Raw genomic sequence first — 18872 nt, 5'->3', positions numbered from 1 at the left:
GCTATATTTTTTCAATTAACATTCTACTTTTAATGGTATCAAACTCAATTTCTGTACCATTTTTTAAATCATCAACAAAAACTAGTTCGTTTGTTAATGTTTCTGCTTTAATGTAGTTTTCATTTGCCAATACCGATTCTCTTAAATCATCAGCTTGTAAAATGGTTAATTTTATTTTATCGGTTACTTCTAAACCTGTGTCTTTTCGTGCGTTTTGAATTCTGTTTACCAATTCTCTTGCCACACCTTCTTTGCGTAATTCGTCGTTTATTGTAACATCTAAAGCAACGGTTAACCCTTCTGCATTAGCCACCAACCAACCTTCGATATCTTTTGATGAAATCTCTACATCAGCGGTTCCTAAAATAATCATTTTATTATTAACTTCCACAGAAATTTCTCCTTCTTTTTCTATTTTGAAGATATCTTCTTGTGTAAAGCTTTGTATTTCATTAGCTATCAACTTCATATCTTTACCAAACTTAGGCCCTAAAGCTTTAAAATTTGGTTTGATTTGTTTTACTAAAATCCCTGAAGCATCGTCTAATAACTCTATCTCCTTAACATTAACTTCTGATTTTATTAAGTCTGCTACTGCTAAAATTTCTTCCTTCTGCGTTGCATCCAATACAGGAATCATAATTTTTTGTAACGGTTGACGTACTTTAATTTTTTCTTTAGCTCTTAAAGATAGTACTAACGAAGATATTGTTTGTGCATTTTCCATTTTACGCTCTAACGACTTATCTACTAAATCAGCATTGTATTTAGGAAACTCTGCTATATGTACGCTTTCAAAACTTTCTTTTCCTGTAGCTTTTATTAAATCTTTATACAAACGATCCATAAAGAAAGGTGCTACTGGAGATCCTAATTTAGCTACCGTTAACATACAGGTGTATAACGTTTGGTATGCAGAGATTTTATCTTGTGCATACTCTCCTTTCCAGAAACGTCTTCTACATAAACGTACATACCAGTTACTTAAATGATCTTGTACAAAATCAGAAATAGCTCTGGTTGCTTTGGTTGGCTCATAATCTGCATAGAATTTATCTACCTTTTGAACTAACGTGTTTAATTCAGATAAAATCCAACGATCTATCTCTGGTCTTTCGTTAATAGCTATTTCAGCTTCACTATAGGTGAAGTTGTCAATGTTTGCATATAAAGAGAAGAATGAATACGTATTATATAAAGTCCCGAAGAATTTACGCTTTACCTCTTCTATTCCTGCAATATCAAATTTTAAGTTGTCCCAAGGATTCGCATTTGATATCATATACCAACGTGTTGCATCTGGACCAAATTCAGATAATGTAGTAAACGGATCAACAGCATTTCCTAAACGCTTTGACATTTTTTGTCCGTTTTTATCTAACACTAATCCGTTAGACACTACATTTTTATAAGCTACAGAATCAAACACCATAGTTCCGATGGCATGTAATGTATAGAACCACCCACGAGTTTGGTCTACTCCTTCTGCAATAAAGTTCGCTGGGTAACTTTCTTTATTATCAATTAATTCTTTGTTTTCAAACGGATAATGCCATTGTGCATATGGCATAGAACCAGAATCGAACCATACATCAATTAAATCGCTTTCACGCTTCATTGGTTTTCCTGAAGCAGAAACTAAGATAATTTTATCTACTACATTTTTGTGTAAGTCAATTTTATCATAGTTATCTTCTGACATATTTCCTACTTCAAAATCAGCAAAAATATCTTCAGACATTACGCCAGCATCAACTGACTTTTGAATCTCTTCTTTTAATTCAGCTACAGAACCTATACAGATTTGCTCTGTTCCGTCTTCAGTACGCCAAATTGGTAATGGAATTCCCCAGAAACGAGAACGTGACAAGTTCCAATCATTGGCATTTTTTAACCAGTTACCAAAACGTCCTTCTCCAGTTGATTTTGGCTTCCAGTTGATGGTTTCGTTTAAATCGAACATTTTATCCTTAACGTCAGTTACCTTGATAAACCAAGAATCTAACGGATAGTATAAAATTGGTTTATCCGTACGCCAACAGTTAGGATAACTGTGTACATATTTTTCAACCTTAAAAGCTTTATTTTCTTCTTTTAATTGAATTGCAAGTTCTACATCTACCGACTTTTCTGGAGCCTCACCATCTGTATAGTATTCATTCTTTACATATTTACCTGCATATTCTCCCATTTCTGGGCGAAATTTACCTTGTAAATCTACTAACGGAACTGGATTCTCATTTTCATCTAATACCAACATTGGCGGCACTTCTGGAGTTGCTTGTTTTGCAACTAAAGCATCATCAGCACCAAATGTTGGGGCTGTATGTACGATACCTGTACCATCTTCGGTAGTAACAAAATCTCCTGAAATTACTCTAAACGCATTTTCTGGATTTTGATATGGTAAAGCAAATGGTAATAATTGCTCGTATTTAATACCTACTAAATCTTTTCCTATAAATTCTTTTACAACTGCATATGGAATTTGCTTATCTCCTTCAGCATAATTTGCTAATTCAGCTACATCTTCTACTTGATTAAATTTCTTCCCAGCAAATTGTTTTGATACTAAGTTTTTAGCCAACACCACTTGAATTGGCTCAAATGTATATTGGTTGAATGTTTTAACTAAAACGTATTCTATTTTTGGCCCAACCGTTAATGCTGTATTAGATGGAAGTGTCCATGGTGTAGTTGTCCAAGCTAAAAAGTGTACATCTCCATCAACTTGTAAAAAGTCTGGTAATGTTTCTTTTATCGTTTTAAACTGAGCTACTACTGTAGTATCTGTAACGTCTTGATACGTTCCTGGTTGATTTAACTCATGCGAACTTAATCCTGTTCCTGCTTTTGGTGAATATGGCTGGATTGTATACCCTTTGTATAACAAATCCTTATTATAGATTTGTTTTAACAACCACCAAACCGATTCCATATATTTTGGTTTATAGGTTATATATGGATCCTCCATGTCTACCCAATATCCCATTTTCTCTGTTAGGTCATTCCAGATATCAGTATAACGCATTACAGCTTTTTTACATGCTTCGTTATATTCTTCAACCGTAATTTTGGTTCCGATATCTTCTTTGGTGATTCCTAATTCTTTTTCAACTCCCAATTCTACAGGTAAACCATGCGTATCCCAACCTGCTTTACGCTTAACTTGGTATCCTTTTTGGGTTTTATAACGACAAAAAATATCTTTAATGGCACGTGCCATTACGTGGTGAATTCCTGGTAAACCGTTTGCTGAAGGTGGTCCTTCAAAAAACACAAATGGTTCGTTTCCTTCACGTGTAGTAATACTTTTTTCAAAGATGTTGTTTTCTTCCCAATAGTTTAATATTTCTTCTGCTACTTTTGGTAAATCCAATCCTTTGTATTCAGTAAACTTCTTACTCATTTTGTCGGTTTATTAATTGAATGTGCGAAATTACGTATTTTCTTGTAATTGTTGAGTTTGAGATATAAAAAAACGCCTTAAAAAAGGCGTTTTTATTGTGAATTCTATTTTTAAGCAAACAAACTAATTAATTCCTCTTTCCTTTTTAATCTGTTCGTAAGCTGCTTGAATTTTTTGAAACTTTTCGTTTGCTCCATTTTTATGCTCCTCTCCTAAGTTTTGCAACTTGTCTGGATGATGCTTTTTAGCCATTTTTCGATACGCTTTTTTCACCTCGTCATTCGTAGCTTCTTTAGTTATTTCAAGCATTTTATAAGCGCTATCAGATTCATTATAGAACATAGCTTTTATTGATGAATAGTCATATTCGTTGATGTATAAGTAACTTGCTATCTTTCTAATCTCTTGCTCTTCATTACCCGTTACTTGTCCATCTGCTTGTGCTATTCCGAATAAAAAATGAACTAATTGTAATCGCGTAGCATGCGACATGTACTGGCGGATTTGCAAACAAACTTGACGTGTAGAAATTTGTTTTTTAATAATTCCGTTAAACAATTTAAATGCATGATTTGCTCGTTCTTTTCCGTACATTTTTACAAAGTACATACGAACATAATCTAACTCTCGTTGGTCTATTTTACCATCCGATTTTATAACTACCGATGCTAATATTAGTAAGCTAATTTCAAAGTCTCCTGATGTAGCTCTTCCTCTTGTTCCTTGATGTTGTCTTTTTTGATACTCTTGTTGTTCTTCTTTAAAATCTTCTACTGAAATCCCATCTATAAAACTACCCACAACAAATCCTACAATAGCCCCAATTGGGCCTCCTAATGTAAAGCCTGCTCCAGCCCCAAGCCATTTTGCAAATTTTCCCATTTATAAAATTTAAAAATGCAAAGATAAAATATTAAGCAACTACAACCATGGCTATTTCAAGTTGATTGTTGCCATGAAAAGCAGTATCTTTGCTTTAAAATTTAATTCAAAAATATGTATCCAGAAGAATTAGTAAAACCAATGCGTGACCAATTAATCAACGCTGGTTTTGAAGCTTTATATACTGCTGAAGATGTTGACAATGCTTTAGCAAAAGAAGGAACTACGTTAGTAATGGTAAACTCAGTTTGTGGATGTGCAGCAGGTACTGCAAGACCAGGAGCTATTGCTTCTTTAGGAGCTGATAAAACTCCTACACATTTAACAACTGTTTTTGCAGGAGTAGAAAAAGAATCTACTGCGAAGGCAAGAGAATATATGATTCCTTTCCCTCCATCATCACCTGCAATTGCCTTATTTAAAGACGGAAATTTAGTACACATGTTAGAGCGTCATCATATTGAAGGACGTTCTGCTGAAGCAATTGCTCAGAACTTAGCAGCTGCTTACGACGAGTTTTGTTAAGACATTCTAGGCATAAACCTTTTGTACTAAAGAACAAAGACAAAAAATCCAGCAAATAGCTGGATTTTTTTTATACTTTCTTAATTACATTGGTTACAATTCCCCAAATAATAAAATTATTTTCTTCAGTGATTTTTATAATTGGATAATCTGGATTTTCAGGTTGTAGCCAAACTTCACTACCTTCAACTCGCAAACGTTTTACGGTAAACTCACCATCTAAAAAACATACTGCAATTTTATTATTTGTAGGCGGAATACTTCTATCGATTACTAGCAAGTCATTATCATCTAAGCCTGCACCAATCATCGACTGTCCGCTTACTCGTGCAAAAAAAGTAGCTTCTTTATTTCTAATAAGTTCTTCATCTAACGAAATACGCGTTTCCCTGAAATCATCAGCAGGAGAAGGAAACCCTGCAGAAATACCTGTATCCATTAAAATAGCTCCTTCACTTTCATTTAACTCTTTTGGTAAGAAAAAAGTCAATGCCTCTGGTGCTTTTACTGGCTTTAATTTTCGTAACATCTTATTGTTTATTATTTAACTAAACTTATTTTACCTTAATAATATCGTTAATATTTGTAGTGTATTTGGGCGATAATCGTTCTTGACGCATCTTCCAAGTACGTTGTAAATCTTGATTGGCTAATTTAATCTTATCTGCTTTATAAGTTTGATTAATTTTATCAATCGCACTCATTAAAGAGGCATGCTTCGGATTTTCGCTTGCAAACATATCTATCTGATAATTATCTGAAGGAACCAATCCTGTTACAATTACTCCTGCTCTTTTATACTTTATTCCTTCTTTAAATATAGTTGTTGCCGCTTGTACTGCACTTTTACTTATCGTTAATGTGGAGTTTGTTGGATATGGAAACACAACTGTTTTACTCACTCGATGTTGTTCAGTATCTTTTTTATGATAATCACTTCGTAGCAAAACAATCACCATATGACAACTAGAGTTTTGTTTGCGTAATTTTTCTGCACAACTCACTGCAAAGGTTGAAATTCTTTCTTTAATATTATCTAAGTCAGAAAATGTATATTCAAAACTTCGGGTTGTTGCTATTGCTTTCTTATTAGTAGGTTCATCTAATTCTATTTTCGAATCTCCTTCTAAATCTTTTTTTAACTTCCAGCCTGTTATAGAAAGATTTTTTAATACCCAATCATCGTTTAACTGCGTAAAATCGTATGCCTTTTTACATCCTTTGGCGAGCAATCTCTTCTGTATACCTATGCCAATTCCCCAAACACTTTCTATAGGAGTCCACTGTAATGCTTTGATTCTTTTTTCTTCGGAATTTATTACATATACTCCTCCTGTTTCTTTTGGAAATTTACGAGCTATTTTATTGGCTACTTTACTTAACGCTTTTGTTGGTGCGATCCCTACACAGGTTGGAATCCCCGTCCACTTCAATAGTCTTTCTCTAATTTCTTTCCCGTAGGAATTAAAATCATACTCATCAAAACCTTTGAATTGTAAAAAAGCTTCATCAATAGAGTATACTTCTACATCTGGAGAAAATTGTTCTAGAATTTTCATCACTCTAGCACTCATATCACCATATAGCGGATAGTTTGAAGACAACACTGAGATATTGTTGTTTTTACAAAATTGATCCCACTTAAAAATTGGTGCTCCAAATGGAAGTTGTAATTTTTTTGCTTCATCACTCATTGAAATAACGCAGCCATCATTATTACTTAAAATGGCTACTGGTTTTCCTTGCAAATTCGGATTAAAAACCCGTTCGCAAGAAGCATAAAAGTTATTACAATCTACCAACGCATACATAACTGTAAAGGTACAGAATCTTCTGTTTTTACTCCTCTACAAATTCTAAAATATCTGCTGGTTGACAATCTAATGCTTTACAAATAGCTTCTAACGTAGAAAAACGAATAGCTTTGGCTTTTCCTGATTTTAGGATAGATAAATTTGCCGTAGTAATTCCCACAATTTCTGCCAATTCTTTGCTTTTCATCTTCCGTTTAGCTAGCATTACATCTAAGTTTACAATAATTGGCATACCTTATATTGTTAAGTCGTTTTCTTGTTTTAACTCTTTTGAAGTTCTAAATATCTCTGAAAGCACTAAAAAGAAAAGCCCAAAACAGATAGTTAAATAATGAGCCCCAACTCCAAAATCAAAATTTATGACTGATGTCGTTGTTAGTTTTAAACCAACTCTAGCAACAATCATTAAAATACCTGAAATAAGTAATAAATTTCCTATTCCCTTTAAATTCATAATTACCTTTTCTGAAAACACCTTAGTTCTAACAAATTCGGTTAACACTATTCTAAACTTATAAATTGCATTATAAACTAGCACATACACCAATAAAAAAATTGCTACAAATACTTTTGATATTATACTTGTGCCCACATTAAAATCTAATCCTAGTATTTTAAAACTACTTTGTTCTGTCATAAAAAACGCAGTAGGAATCCCTATAATAAGAAAAGGAACCATGAGACTATATACAATAAAAATAAAGTCTATTAAGCTTTTTAAAATTTTTAATTTTCTCATAATTAGTTTTTATTAGATGGTTAGATCGTTTTCTTCTTGTAAAACGTTTCCTTTTCCTACAATGAAAGAAATAAATTGCACAAATAAAGCCACCACAAATATTGGTAATACTTTACTTATTGAAGTACCTACCGTATACCCAGATATATATCCACTACTATAAGCTGGGTCTGAACTTGAACTTAAAGTTGAGCCACCTTCAATTATTAGACCTAATACTGTTGTGAAACACAAGACTATAATTCCGTAAATAATTAACCCTTTTCCTACTTTTCGTAATCGGTTGCTATTCTCCTTTGTAAAAACACTATCTTTTGAAAAATTAAAAATTACTTTTCTAAATTCAACAAGTAAAAACATCACATACCCCATTAATACTAAAACTATCAGAGACAAAAAATAATAATATTCATCGCTCCAGTTTTCTGGAATTATCAATTTAAATATCTTCGTTTTACCTCCCCCATAAACGGCATAATGAACTATTCTATATAATCTTTCAAAAAATTTTACCCCGACACTAACTACTAATAATGTACAAAAAACCTTTAAAATACTTAATACTGATTTCATATTCAATTTTTGATTAATTAATGAGGGTTCAAATATAATAAAATTATTGAAAAACAATAATTTTTTACCTTTATATGATAATAAAAGTTTCCTTATTTTTGTTACATGGCAAAAAAATTAAAAATTGACGGAATAGATAAAATCATTATCAAAAGATTGGTTAATGACGCTAGAACTCCTATTTTAAGTATTGCTCGAGAAGTAGGGATATCTGGCGCTGCGATTCATCAACGGTTACGAAAATTAGATGAATCAGATTTGATCGAAGGTTATAAAATGGTGTTAAACCCCAAAGCTCTAGGCTATACTACTACCGCTTTTGTTGGCGTATTTTTAGATTCTGCCAGTTTATACTCTTCAGCTATTAAACGTTTAAAAGAAATTCCTGAAATTGTAGAAAGCCACTACACCACGGGCAACTATGCTATTTTTATTAAAATACTGTGTAAGAATAATGAAGATTTAATGCACTTGTTAAATAAGGATATTCAAACCATAAAAGGAGTTTCAAGAACCGAAACTTTTATATCTTTAGACCAACAAATAGATCGACAAATAAAAATTTAAAACCCCGAATGAACGATTTTATCTTCTACTTTAAAATGGGCTTGTTTCATGTACTTGATTTTAAAGCCTATGACCACATTTTATTTTTAATCGTATTAGCTGTTGTATATCAATTTAAGCAGTGGACTAAAGTTTTGTGGTTAATTACTTTATTTACTATTGGACACTCAATAACGTTAGCTCTTTCGGCTTACGGGATTTTGAACGTACGAGCAGATTTAATTGAATTTTTAATTCCACTAACCATTTTTATTACTGGATTAATGAATGTATTAACTGCTAAAAAAGCATCGGTTGGAAAAGAAAATCAGAATTTATTTTTTGCTTTATTTTTTGGACTAATTCACGGACTTGGTTTTTCTAACTATTTTAAAATTATGATTGGCAAAACTTCTGATAAGTTTTTACCTTTAGTAGAGTTTGCTTTAGGTGTAGAAGTAGCACAAATTATTATTGTATTAGGTATTTTATTAATCGGAGCTCTAGTACAATCAATCTTTAGTGTAAACCGTCGTGATTGGATTTTAATCATGTCGTCTATCGTTATCGGTTTCGCTTTACAAATGATGTTTGACCGTGTTTTTTGGTAAAAAATTAACGCCTAACTAATTCAAATCTAATTACCTTAGCTTAACTAAGAAAAAATCACACTAAATATTTTGAAAAAAAAACAATTAAAATATGACATTGCCTATTTAAAAATGGCAAATGAATGGGGACAACTTTCTCACTGTATTCGCAAAAAAGTAGGTGCCTTAATTGTTAAAGATAGAATGATTATTTCTGATGGTTATAATGGTACCCCTTCTGGGTTCGAAAATTTTTGCGAAGATGAAGAAGGCTACACTAAATGGTATGTATTGCATGCCGAAGCCAATGCTATTTTAAAAGTAGCTTCTTCTACACAATCGTGCAAAGGTGCTACTTTATACATAACTTTATCACCCTGTCAACAATGTAGTAAATTGATACATCAGGCAGGAATAAAACGTGTAGTATATTCACAAGCATACAAAGATCGATCAGGATTGGATTTTTTAGAAAAAGCAGGTGTTGAATTGACATATTTACCAAATGAACAAGAATAATTTACCTATATATTTATCTATCGCTGTGGTTTTCGGTATTCTTATCGGAACTTTTTTTAGCGGTGGAGGCTCAAGCAACTTTATCAATAAAAGCACTTCTAGTGAACGTAAAATAAAACGCTTGATAGATTACATTCAAAGTGATTATGTTGATAATGTAAACACTGACGAGCTATTAGATGGTGCCATTGCTGAAATGCTAGGTAAATTAGACCCACACTCTGTATACATTCCGAAAGAAAACTTGCAATTAGTTACCGAAAACATGCAAGGTAATTTTGTTGGAATTGGTGTTCAATTCCGTATGATTGGTGACACTATAACAGTTATTGAACCTATTAAAGGCGGACCAAGTATTGAGGCTGGTATAAAAGCAGGTGATAGAATTTTACTTGCTGATAAGGACACGCTATACGGAAGAAACCTACAAACTTCCCAAATAATGAAAGCTTTAAAAGGGAAGCCAGATACTAAAGTTGATTTACAGATTTATAGAAAAACCAACGACAGTATTTTTGATATCACTATTAATCGTGGTAAAGTAAATATTAAAAGTGTTGATGTTGCGTATATGCTAAACGATAGTGTTGGTTATATAAAACTAGACCGTTTTGCTCGTAACACTTATGTAGAATTTAAAACCTCTTTAAACAAATTACTTACGAAAGGAATGACCGACTTAGTCTTAGATCTTCGTGGTAACGGTGGTGGTTTTATAGATATTGCTAATGACATTGTAGATGAGTTTTTAGAAGATAAAAAACTTATTGTATTCACTAAAAACAATAAAGGTGATGTTGTTGAGTCTTTTGCTACAAATAAAGGTGATTTTGAACATGGTGGATTATATGTTCTAATTGACGAAAACTCTGCTTCTGCTTCTGAAATTGTGGCTGGTGCTTTGCAGGATAATGATAAAGGAATAATCATCGGGCGTCGTTCCTTCGGTAAAGGGTTAGTGCAACAAGAAATGGATTTAGGTGATGGTTCTGCAGTGCGATTAACTACTGCTAGGTATTACACTCCAACAGGACGATCTATTCAAAAACCTTATAAAGCAGAAACTGACTCTGAAGAATACAGTCATGACTTTGAACACCGACTAGAAAACGGTGAGCTTTTCAACAAAGACAGTATCAAAACTGTAGATAGCTTAAAATACACAACTCCTAAAGGAAAAATAGTATATGGCGGTGGTGGGATCATCCCTGATTACTTTGTTGCCGTAGACACCTCTTCTTACATTCCTACAATTTTCTTCCGTCCTTTAAATGATTTTGCTTTTTCGTATGTAGACGATAACCGTAAAAAACTAGCTTCTATAACGGTAGATGATTTTATTAAAAACTTTGATAAAGACCATAGCATTTCTAATAAATTCCTAGAAGAAATTAAAGATTTCAGGCTTTCTGAAAGAACAAAAAATCAGCTTTGTAGTAACTTAAAAGTATTGATAGCGCGTGAACTTTTTAGCGATGAAGGTTTATATAAAGTAGACCAACAAGATGATAAAATGTTACAAAAAGTGTTTGAGTTAGAGCAAAAACAAAATGAATAAAAATATACTTAAACTCATCGGGGGTATTACTTCTATAATATTGACTTATGAATTCTTTAGTTTTATTATAGAGAACTTCATCCATGGATGGAGTACCTCTGGCTAAAATCTCTTTTTAACCTAAATTTTAGTTTTAGTATTACTTTGTTATATACATAATAGTAAATTTGTACTACATGTAAATTAATAAAGAGTACGCTACAACGAATGAAAAAATCTGCGAACACAAGAGCAACTATTTTACAAAAAGCTTTTGAACTTATTTATAAAAAGGGATATCAATCTACCAGTATAGATGAAATAATAGCTACTACTAAAGTTACTAAAGGTGCTTTTTATTATCATTTCAAGAACAAAAAGCAAATGGGAATTGCTGTTATTAAAGAGATAATACAACCAAAAACTATTGACTTATCTATTAGCTCTCTCTCTTCTTCCGATAGTCTATGTGATTCTTTATACACAATGATTGAAGAATTACTTTTACACAACTCTTTTTTAACGATAGAGCATGGTTGTCCTCTAGCCAACTTAACTCAAGAAATGTCTCCATTAGACAATGACTTTAAACAGACTCTTAACGAAGTAAAATCTCTATGGACAGATGCTATTTCTAGTTCTATAGTCAAAGAACAACAAAATAACACCTTAAACCCAAGTATTAACGCTGAAGAAGTTGCTGATTTTATTATAGCTAGCTATTGGGGAGCTAGAGCTTTAGGAAAATTAAGCAATAAGACAGATACTTATACCCATCATTTAAAGCAATTAAAACTTTACTTAACTGGTTTAAAATAATATTAGACTCAAAAAAACATACTATTTAGTATGTTTTTATTTTATATTTGCTTTGTTCGAAAAAAATAAGCAATGCAAATACATAATAACCATAGTCCTTCTGTACTCAACAGAAAAGAAGTTCAACAATTTAAAAAACTCTTAATTACTTCTAAATTAAAAGAAACTTATGCTAAGTTTTTATATAAAACTGGCATTAAGTCTAAACTAGATTTTGACATTAACACTATTGGAATTCCAGACTCTAAACTATCTAAACTGGCTTTAGAAGAGGCAAATGAGTTATGTAACCCGATACTTTTATATCATTCTTATAGAACCTTTTTTTGGTCGGCTGGAATTGCTCTTTCAGAAAAATTACACTATGATAAAGAATTACTTTTTGTATCATCAATGCTGCATGATATTGGTTTGACTGATTCTCACAACCATGTATGTAGTCAACAATGTTTTGCTAATTATGGCGGTTCTTATGCTGATGATTTTGTAAAGAAAAATGGCACTGAAAATAAAGCTACTATTATTAAAACGGCTATTGATATGCACTTATATCCTTCAGTAGACAAAAAGAAGTTTGGTAATGAAGCTTATTTACTGTCAAAAGGGGCAGCTATGGATGTGATTGGTTCACACTGTTTCCAAGTTCCCACTCCTTTTATTAAAGAAGTTCATAAAACTTATCATAGAAATGGTTTCAAAAAAGATATAATAGAAACTATGGAAACACTGAATCATAAAGAAAATACCAGAGCTGATATTTTGTACAAAATGGGGTTTGCCTCTATGGCTTCAAAAAATATTTTAGATTCTAAAAAGTTTAGTTTTTAGGTTTAAACTTCGCTTCCCTCTTACTCTTATACACTTCTTCAATGGTTGGGTTTTGAGGGCAGCTTTTAACCTGTTCAAACTCATCTCCAGCTTTTACAAAACCTGTTTGAAGTATTTTAAAATAGACTCCTGGTAAATTTTGTTGCCAAAACTGTTTTACAATTTTCATATCATTGAAACGCACACCAAGTTTCATGCATGGTTGACGCGGCTTCGTAACTTCAATAATAACTTCTCCCACTTTAAAAGTATCTCCCACGTGCAATTGACTTTCCTCTAAATCCGAAACAGTCAAGTTTTCACCAAACATTCCAAGTTCCCAATCTAAATTTGGGTATAACTCTTTCCAATATGCATAATGTTTCTCTGAATAAGCATACACTGCTTGGTCTATTCCTCCATGATACTTTCTATCACAAATAGCATCATCTTTTACTTTTTCTACATCTAAAAAAATAGGAGTTTCAACAGGAAACTTAAAAATACCAGTCGTTACAGTTTTTCCTTTCCAATCAATTTCTTTTCTTTCTCCAATGTTAGTAGCTACAATTTTCATTTTATTTTTTTTATTCAATTAAGAAATCTTCTAATACATCCGCTATTTTTCTATTGTCTGATAGCTGTGGGATTTTATTCTGACCTCCGAACTTCCCTATGGATTTCATATACTCGTGGAAACCTCCTTTTTTCACTTTTCTAATGATTAGAGGACGTAAAATTTTACCTTCAATTAAATCGAAGTAATATACATTTTGCTCTTGCATAGAAGCATCAATTTTAGATGCTAACTCATCCAAATTCTCTGGTTCATTTTCAAACTCAATAAACCACTCATGATATGGTAATCCACTTTCTGGATTTACTTGCGGAGCTACTGTGAACTCACTCACATTAACATCTGTTCCTTTTATAGCGTCGTTTAATGCTTTTTCAACCTCTTTCCCTATTACATGCTCCCCAAAAGCAGAAATAAAGTGTTTTATACGTCCTGTTACTTTTATTCTGTAAGGCTTTAACGAAGTAAATTCAACAGTATCACCAATATTATAGCCCCATAAACCAGCAGAAGTGTTTAAGATAATAACATAGTTTACTCCTAACTGAACGTCTTTTAACGATATTCTTGTTGGGTTTTCATCAAAAAATTCATTTGCTGGAATAAATTCATAAAACATTCCTGAATTTAATTGTAACAACATACCTTTTTCAGTTTGCGAATCTTGATAGGCAATAAATCCTTCGGATGCAGGGTATAACTCTACATAGTCTATTTTCTTTCCTATCAACGCTTCAAACTTATTCTTGTATGGTTCAAAGTTTACTCCACCATACACGAAGAAATTAAAGTTAGGAAAGAGTTCGGAAACATTCTTACCTGTTTTCTCCTTCAAACGTTCAAAATACATTTGTACCCACGACGGAATTCCACTTATCACCGTCATATTCTCTGGCAATGTTTCTTCAACTACTTTATCTACTTTGGTATCCCAATCTTCAATACAGTTGGTTTCCCAACTCGGTAAACGGTTTTTTAAGAGGTAATTTGGAACATAATGTGCTGCTATTCCACTTAAACGTCCTAATTTCACTCCGTTTTTATCTTCCAAAACTGGACTTCCTTGTAAAAAAATCATCTTCCCATCAACAAAGCTAGCGTCGTTTGTTTCTGCTATGTAAAATAACAAAGCGTTGCGTGCTGCAGAAATATGTGTTGGCATTGATTCTTTACTTATAGGAATGTATTTCGCTCCCGAAGTTGTTCCTGAAGTTTTAGCAAAATACAATGGTTTTCCTTTCCACAAAACATTTTCTTCTCCTTCAACCACTCTATCTACATAAGAACGTAATCCTTCATAATCATTAATAGGAACACGCTTTTTAAAATCTTCATAATTATTGATTGACACAAAATCATGATCTTTCCCAAAAGCTGTTTTACATCCTTCAGCAACTAAATACTGAAATACTTTTTCTTGCGTTTTATGCGGATTATTTGCCCATTTGTACACTTGCTTTCGTACAATTTTCGCGAAAGGAATTGCTAATACTGATTTTATACTCATCTACTGAAAATCTATATAATTTGTTGGATTTACTGGAAATCCATTATTCCATAATTCAAAATGCAAATGTGGCCCAGTAGTTAACTCTCCTGTTGATCCTACACTTGCAATAGCCTCTCCTGATTTTACTACATCACCTTGTTCCTTCAACAAGGTTCCGTTATGCTTATACACAGAAATAAATTCATTAGGGTGTTGAATTGTTATCACATACCCTGTTTCTGCTGTCCATTCAGCTAAAATTACAGTCCCGTCTGCAACAGCCTTTACAGGTGTACCTGTTTGTGCTACGATATCTATTGCATAATGCTTTTCATTCAAATCAAAAGGCTGCGAAATAGTACCTGTTAAAGGCGAAAAGAATACGTTTTTAATTCTGTTCTCTCCTCCTTCATACAATGGAAAAAGGTCTTTATTATCTATCTTTTCTCTAAAAAGTGAATCTTGCTTTGTGGCCTGTAGCTTACTTTCATCAACAACGATTGTTTGCATTTCGGTTGTTATAGAGTCTATTTTTTCAGGTTCAATATCACCTGTTAACACTGGTTTTAATGCTTTAGTGTAACTTTCTATAACTGCCAGCCTATTTTTTAAAGAATCGGCTTCATAAGTTAACCGAGTAGCTTTCTTTTTTAATGCTGTAGAAGAGTAACCTGGTATATACTCTCGTATTCCTGTAAATGCAATTAATAGCGTTGTTAAAACTATAAGAAGTATTGAAAACACTCCGCTAAAAACAAATACATTTAACCTTGATAATTTTAAAGAAAATCGTTCTTGAAATGTATCTTCATTTAAAATTACCAGCCTGTACTTATCTGTAAGCTTCTGTTTAAGCTTTCTTTTTTTCTTGTTTTTTGACACGTTTTATACTTGTTTGGGATTCAAATATACAACGAAAAAGTGGCGAAACTATTTTTTATAAAAGTTCATCTCATCTATATACTTCCAAACTTTAAAAGGAAGTAAAGGTTTACAGTTTTTTTCTTCTTTTATTGCATTTCGTATCATGGTTGAAGAGACTTCTACTATTGGAGCATCAACCCTATGAATTTTCTTATGATTCTTAAACTGATTTTCTACGATCCCTTCAGAAACTCTAGGATACACATATACATTATAATCTTCTAAAATAGCTTCATAGTTTTTCCACTTATGCAAGCTTTTCAAATTATCTTCACCCATAATCAAACTAAATGTATAATTTGGATGCTTTTCAGAAATATGCGCTAACGTATTGATTGTATAATTTGGTTGAGGAAGCCTAAACTCTATATCTGACGGTTGAATTTTCTCATATTCTTCAGTAGCCAAATAGACCATATCTAAACGATGATGATTATCTAACAGAGAATTTTTCTTTTTAAATGGATTGTGAGGTGTTACCACCATCCAAATTTCATCTAAATCAGAATACTCAACCATATGATTGGCTATAATTAAGTGCCCTATATGAATTGGATTAAAAGTTCCGAAGTATAATCCGATATTTTTCATATTTATAGATACTAGACTTGTTCTTTATCAGTTTTTCACTTTCTTTTCTATTCCTAAAAAATCATCTACTAAATCTTCCGCTTCTTGTAAAGCTACAGGTAAATCGTAGTTTTTGATGATTTTATCAAATTGTGGTGCTGTTGCTAATTCTACCGAAGCTTTAGCAATACGCATGTTAATTTTATCTTCGCTTTCGGTACTTCTTTTCTTCAAACGAATTTTCAATTCATCAACACTAGGTGGTTTTACAAAAACAGCTAAAGTCTCCTCAGGAAACTTCTTTTTGATACGTAATCCTCCAACAACATCAATATCAAAAATTACATGTTTTCCTTGTGCCCAAATTCGTTCAACTTCAGTTTTTAACGTTCCATAAAAGTTATCACGATATACTTCTTCCCACTCTAAAAACTCGTCGTTTTTTATTTTCTGCTTGAACTCTTTTGCTGATATAAAATAATAATCTTTCCCATCAACTTCTTCTCCTCTTGGTTCTCTAGATGTAGCAGAGATAGAAAACTCCAAATTAAAACGTTCTTGCGCCAATAAATGACGTACAATAGTGGTTTTACCTGAACCTGATGGTGCTGAAAACACAAATAATTTCCCTTTAAATTCTTCCGACATTTTTATAAAACGTTTAAAATTTGCTCTTTTATTTTTTCTAACTCGTCTTTCATTTGAATAACTAATTTTTGTATCGGTGCAAAATTAGCTTTTGATCCTGTTGTGTTGATTTCTCTTCCGATTTCCTGTACAATAAATCCTAATTTTTTTCCATTTGAATCTTCTGTTGCTAATTGTTGTAAGAAATATTCTAAGTGATTAGCTAAACGTACTTTTTCTTCGTTAATATCTAACTTTTCTAAATAGTAAATTAATTCTTGTTCGAAACGATTTTCATCAACCTCAACTTTTAAATCAGTTAATGCTTTTTGCAAACGCTCTTTAACATGTTCAATTCTATCACCATCTAACTTTTTAACTTCTTCTAAAGCTGATTGAATATTTGCTATTCTTGTTTTAAAATCTTCTTCTAACGATTGTGCTTCGTCTCTTCTGTATTGAATAATTTCCTTTAAAGCTTCATCAATATGAATATCTATTTGCTTCCACTCTTCTTCATCTAATTCTTCTCGTTCTGTTTTTAATGCATCTGGCATTCTTACTGCCATCTTCATTAACTCTACATCATTAGAAGAACCTACTTGTGTTACATTTCTTAACTGTTGCATATACTCTCGTACCACACCCGTATTTACCGTAGTTGAAGTTTCATCCGCAGTCATTTCTACATAAATAGAAAAATCTACTTTACCTCGTACCAAACTGCTTGCTAGTTTTTTACGAACATCTAGTTCTTTTTCTCTGTAATAAGAAGGGATTCGAGTGTTTAAGTCTAAATTTTTACTGTTTAACGATTTAATTTCAATCGTAACTTTTTTAGAAGGTAGATGTAGTACGGATTTACCATACCCCGTCATAGATTGTATCATAACTTCGGTTTAATAATCGGCAAAGATACGTTTATTTATTGGGAGTTTCAGCAGGACGCTTTGTTACTAAAAATACTCCAAAAAATATTAATAACGCAGCTCCTATTTTAACGACATCTAAATGATCACTTCCTACTATCAATGCATAAATAGCCGCTACTACAGGTTGCAAGTACATAAAAACACTTACTGTTGTTGGTTTTAATTTTGACAAAGCAAATAAGTTAAACAAGTAAGTAATACAGGTCGTAAACAACACCACAAAACCTGCTTTTAAGAAAATTGAAACGGGCATTGTTTGCCACTGTACTTCTAACAATTCAAAGAAACCAAAAGGAAGCACCATTATTAACCCAAAAAGATATAGCCACTTTACAAAAACTATGGGATTGTATTTTGTTATTAGTTTTTTTACAACCACCAAATACATACCATACGACGCTGCATTAATAAACACCAAGAAGTTACCTAACACCATATTTGTTGCCCCTCCTTTAAGTGGATTTCCATAAGCTATTAAAATTACAGCTCCCACCATACCAACAACAACCCCCACAATTTTTCTTAAAATAAGCTTCTCTTTTAAAAGAATACTAGCAAAAATCAATACTAAAATAGGCGTAGTTACCATCATTACCGATGCATTAATTGGTGTTGTATAACTTAGCCCTTTAAAAAAGGTTAGCATGTTAAAAGCAATACCAAAAAAAGCCGCCATTGCCACTCTTTTGTAATCTGCTTTCTCTATAGATGGTGCTTTTACAAAAAGCCCTAACAACCAAAAAATTATAGCTGCTCCTCCAACACGAAGTAATATAAAACCAAAAGGTTGAATATATCCTTCCATCACTTCCTTGGCCACTGTAAATGTAACTCCGTAAATAAGTGTTGCAATAGATGCTGCCGTAAGTGCTAACGCTCTTTGGTTCATTTTTCTAGTTTTAAAAACAGCTGCAAAGATGACAATTAATTTCTTCTTTTCTGTTACTTTTTTAACCTATACTCACAACTAAATAACATATTTTACAACTAAAA

Annotated in this window: 21 protein-coding genes; 7 read left to right on the top strand and 14 right to left on the bottom strand. The window is 32.4% G+C overall.

The window, feature by feature from the left end; translation table 11 throughout:
- Position 1: 1 nt before the first annotated feature.
- Complete coding sequence (gene ileS / locus C8N26_RS04020; protein ID WP_120186173.1) at positions 2-3409, bottom strand: isoleucine--tRNA ligase; 3408 nt, start codon at positions 3407-3409, stop codon at positions 2-4.
- A 123-nt stretch (positions 3410-3532) separates the two neighbouring features.
- Positions 3533-4291 carry a TerB family tellurite resistance protein gene (locus C8N26_RS04015; RefSeq protein ID WP_028892208.1) on the bottom strand — a complete coding sequence of 253 codons (759 nt, stop codon included), beginning with the start codon at positions 4289-4291 and terminating at the stop codon, positions 3533-3535.
- Between the two features lie 114 nt (positions 4292-4405).
- Here C8N26_RS04015 and C8N26_RS04010 point away from each other — a divergent pair, with 114 nt between their 5' ends.
- Positions 4406-4816: a BrxA/BrxB family bacilliredoxin gene (locus C8N26_RS04010; RefSeq protein WP_028892207.1), complete on the top strand. Its 411-nt coding sequence runs from the start codon at positions 4406-4408 to the stop codon at positions 4814-4816.
- Between the two features lie 70 nt (positions 4817-4886).
- On the opposite strand, the gene C8N26_RS04005 is transcribed toward C8N26_RS04010, so the two are convergent.
- Genes C8N26_RS04005 through C8N26_RS03985 form a run of 5 tightly spaced genes read right to left on the bottom strand, consistent with a single transcriptional unit; the run spans position 4887 to position 7942 of the window.
- Positions 4887-5345 carry a LexA family protein gene (locus C8N26_RS04005; RefSeq protein WP_120186172.1) on the bottom strand — a complete coding sequence of 153 codons (459 nt, stop codon included), beginning with the start codon at positions 5343-5345 and terminating at the stop codon, positions 4887-4889.
- A 25-nt stretch (positions 5346-5370) separates the two neighbouring features.
- A complete protein-coding gene (locus tag C8N26_RS04000; protein ID WP_120186171.1) occupies positions 5371-6627 on the bottom strand; it encodes a Y-family DNA polymerase in 1257 nt (418 codons plus the stop codon).
- 28 nt (positions 6628-6655) lie between these two features.
- The gene (locus C8N26_RS03995) at positions 6656-6862 is read right to left on the bottom strand and encodes a helix-turn-helix domain-containing protein (RefSeq protein WP_047789930.1); all 207 of its coding nucleotides are present in this window, start codon (positions 6860-6862) and stop codon (positions 6656-6658) included.
- Positions 6863-6865: 3 nt separating this feature from the next.
- Complete coding sequence (locus C8N26_RS03990) at positions 6866-7369, bottom strand: DUF2975 domain-containing protein (protein WP_120186170.1); 504 nt, start codon at positions 7367-7369, stop codon at positions 6866-6868.
- A 12-nt stretch (positions 7370-7381) separates the two neighbouring features.
- The gene (locus C8N26_RS03985; protein WP_120186169.1) at positions 7382-7942 is read right to left on the bottom strand and encodes a DUF2975 domain-containing protein; all 561 of its coding nucleotides are present in this window, start codon (positions 7940-7942) and stop codon (positions 7382-7384) included.
- Positions 7943-8047: 105 nt separating this feature from the next.
- On the opposite strand from C8N26_RS03985, the gene C8N26_RS03980 reads away from it, so the two are divergent.
- From C8N26_RS03980 to C8N26_RS03955, 6 genes are all read left to right on the top strand, one after another.
- Positions 8048-8509 (top strand): Lrp/AsnC ligand binding domain-containing protein, encoded by a 462-nt coding sequence (locus C8N26_RS03980; RefSeq protein ID WP_120186168.1) that lies wholly within the window; start codon positions 8048-8050, stop codon positions 8507-8509.
- Positions 8510-8517: 8 nt separating this feature from the next.
- Positions 8518-9099, top strand: coding sequence for a HupE/UreJ family protein (locus C8N26_RS03975; protein ID WP_028892203.1), 582 nt, complete (start codon positions 8518-8520; stop codon positions 9097-9099).
- A 66-nt stretch (positions 9100-9165) separates the two neighbouring features.
- Positions 9166-9597 (top strand): deoxycytidylate deaminase, encoded by a 432-nt coding sequence (locus C8N26_RS03970; RefSeq protein ID WP_120186167.1) that lies wholly within the window; start codon positions 9166-9168, stop codon positions 9595-9597.
- A complete protein-coding gene (locus C8N26_RS03965; protein ID WP_120186166.1) occupies positions 9584-11155 on the top strand; it encodes a S41 family peptidase in 1572 nt (523 codons plus the stop codon). The genes C8N26_RS03970 and C8N26_RS03965 overlap by 14 nt, the downstream gene beginning before the upstream one ends.
- A 207-nt stretch (positions 11156-11362) precedes the next feature.
- The gene (locus C8N26_RS03960; protein ID WP_120186165.1) at positions 11363-11953 is read left to right on the top strand and encodes a TetR/AcrR family transcriptional regulator; all 591 of its coding nucleotides are present in this window, start codon (positions 11363-11365) and stop codon (positions 11951-11953) included.
- 72 nt (positions 11954-12025) lie between these two features.
- Positions 12026-12781: an HD domain-containing protein gene (locus C8N26_RS03955; protein WP_120186164.1), complete on the top strand. Its 756-nt coding sequence runs from the start codon at positions 12026-12028 to the stop codon at positions 12779-12781.
- Here C8N26_RS03955 and C8N26_RS03950 read toward each other — a convergent pair.
- Genes C8N26_RS03950 through C8N26_RS03920 form a run of 7 tightly spaced genes read right to left on the bottom strand, consistent with a single transcriptional unit; the run spans position 12771 to position 18768 of the window.
- On the bottom strand, positions 12771-13337 hold the full coding sequence (locus tag C8N26_RS03950) for an MOSC domain-containing protein (protein WP_120186534.1): 567 nt from the start codon (positions 13335-13337) through the stop codon (positions 12771-12773). The two genes, C8N26_RS03955 and C8N26_RS03950, sit on opposite strands and share 11 nt — an antisense overlap.
- Before the next feature lie 10 nt (positions 13338-13347).
- Positions 13348-14844, bottom strand: a complete 1497-nt coding sequence (locus tag C8N26_RS03945; protein ID WP_120186163.1) for a GH3 auxin-responsive promoter family protein — start codon at positions 14842-14844, stop codon at positions 13348-13350.
- The gene (locus C8N26_RS03940) at positions 14845-15708 is read right to left on the bottom strand and encodes a M23 family metallopeptidase (protein WP_120186162.1); all 864 of its coding nucleotides are present in this window, start codon (positions 15706-15708) and stop codon (positions 14845-14847) included.
- 48 nt (positions 15709-15756) lie between these two features.
- Positions 15757-16341: a nicotinate (nicotinamide) nucleotide adenylyltransferase gene (nadD, locus tag C8N26_RS03935; RefSeq protein ID WP_120186161.1), complete on the bottom strand. Its 585-nt coding sequence runs from the start codon at positions 16339-16341 to the stop codon at positions 15757-15759.
- A gap of 27 nt (positions 16342-16368) precedes the next feature.
- Positions 16369-16968: a guanylate kinase gene (gmk, locus tag C8N26_RS03930; RefSeq protein ID WP_028892196.1), complete on the bottom strand. Its 600-nt coding sequence runs from the start codon at positions 16966-16968 to the stop codon at positions 16369-16371.
- Between the two features lie 2 nt (positions 16969-16970).
- Positions 16971-17837, bottom strand: coding sequence for a YicC/YloC family endoribonuclease (locus C8N26_RS03925; protein ID WP_231517316.1), 867 nt, complete (start codon positions 17835-17837; stop codon positions 16971-16973).
- Positions 17838-17868: 31 nt separating this feature from the next.
- On the bottom strand, positions 17869-18768 hold the full coding sequence (locus tag C8N26_RS03920) for a DMT family transporter (RefSeq protein ID WP_028892194.1): 900 nt from the start codon (positions 18766-18768) through the stop codon (positions 17869-17871).
- Positions 18769-18872: the final 104 nt, after the last annotated feature.

Origin of the sequence: Tenacibaculum lutimaris (genome assembly GCF_003610735.1) — a bacterium.
GTDB classification, from domain to species: domain Bacteria; phylum Bacteroidota; class Bacteroidia; order Flavobacteriales; family Flavobacteriaceae; genus Polaribacter; species Polaribacter lutimaris.
Note: the sequence above shows the minus strand (reverse complement) of the source record. Positions and strands in the feature narration are given on the sequence as shown.

Bases quoted from the DNA above. Each gene is read 5' to 3' on its own strand.
- ileS (WP_120186173.1), bottom strand. From the start codon at position 3,409: ATGAGTAAGAAGTTTACTGAATACAAAGGATTGGATTTACCAAAAGTA.
- C8N26_RS04015 (WP_028892208.1), bottom strand. From the start codon at position 4,291: ATGGGAAAATTTGCAAAATGGCTTGGGGCTGGAGCAGGCTTTACATTA.
- C8N26_RS04010 (WP_028892207.1), top strand. From the start codon at position 4,406: ATGTATCCAGAAGAATTAGTAAAACCAATGCGTGACCAATTAATCAAC.
- C8N26_RS04005 (WP_120186172.1), bottom strand. From the start codon at position 5,345: ATGTTACGAAAATTAAAGCCAGTAAAAGCACCAGAGGCATTGACTTTT.
- C8N26_RS04000 (WP_120186171.1), bottom strand. From the start codon at position 6,627: ATGTATGCGTTGGTAGATTGTAATAACTTTTATGCTTCTTGCGAACGG.
- C8N26_RS03995 (WP_047789930.1), bottom strand. From the start codon at position 6,862: ATGCCAATTATTGTAAACTTAGATGTAATGCTAGCTAAACGGAAGATG.
- C8N26_RS03990 (WP_120186170.1), bottom strand. From the start codon at position 7,369: ATGAGAAAATTAAAAATTTTAAAAAGCTTAATAGACTTTATTTTTATT.
- C8N26_RS03985 (WP_120186169.1), bottom strand. From the start codon at position 7,942: ATGAAATCAGTATTAAGTATTTTAAAGGTTTTTTGTACATTATTAGTA.
- C8N26_RS03980 (WP_120186168.1), top strand. From the start codon at position 8,048: ATGGCAAAAAAATTAAAAATTGACGGAATAGATAAAATCATTATCAAA.
- C8N26_RS03975 (WP_028892203.1), top strand. From the start codon at position 8,518: ATGAACGATTTTATCTTCTACTTTAAAATGGGCTTGTTTCATGTACTT.
- C8N26_RS03965 (WP_120186166.1), top strand. From the start codon at position 9,584: ATGAACAAGAATAATTTACCTATATATTTATCTATCGCTGTGGTTTTC.
- C8N26_RS03960 (WP_120186165.1), top strand. From the start codon at position 11,363: ATGAAAAAATCTGCGAACACAAGAGCAACTATTTTACAAAAAGCTTTT.
- C8N26_RS03955 (WP_120186164.1), top strand. From the start codon at position 12,026: ATGCAAATACATAATAACCATAGTCCTTCTGTACTCAACAGAAAAGAA.
- C8N26_RS03950 (WP_120186534.1), bottom strand. From the start codon at position 13,337: ATGAAAATTGTAGCTACTAACATTGGAGAAAGAAAAGAAATTGATTGG.
- C8N26_RS03945 (WP_120186163.1), bottom strand. From the start codon at position 14,844: ATGAGTATAAAATCAGTATTAGCAATTCCTTTCGCGAAAATTGTACGA.
- nadD (WP_120186161.1), bottom strand. From the start codon at position 16,341: ATGAAAAATATCGGATTATACTTCGGAACTTTTAATCCAATTCATATA.
- gmk (WP_028892196.1), bottom strand. From the start codon at position 16,968: ATGTCGGAAGAATTTAAAGGGAAATTATTTGTGTTTTCAGCACCATCA.
- C8N26_RS03925 (WP_231517316.1), bottom strand. From the start codon at position 17,837: ATGATACAATCTATGACGGGGTATGGTAAATCCGTACTACATCTACCT.
- C8N26_RS03920 (WP_028892194.1), bottom strand. From the start codon at position 18,768: ATGAACCAAAGAGCGTTAGCACTTACGGCAGCATCTATTGCAACACTT.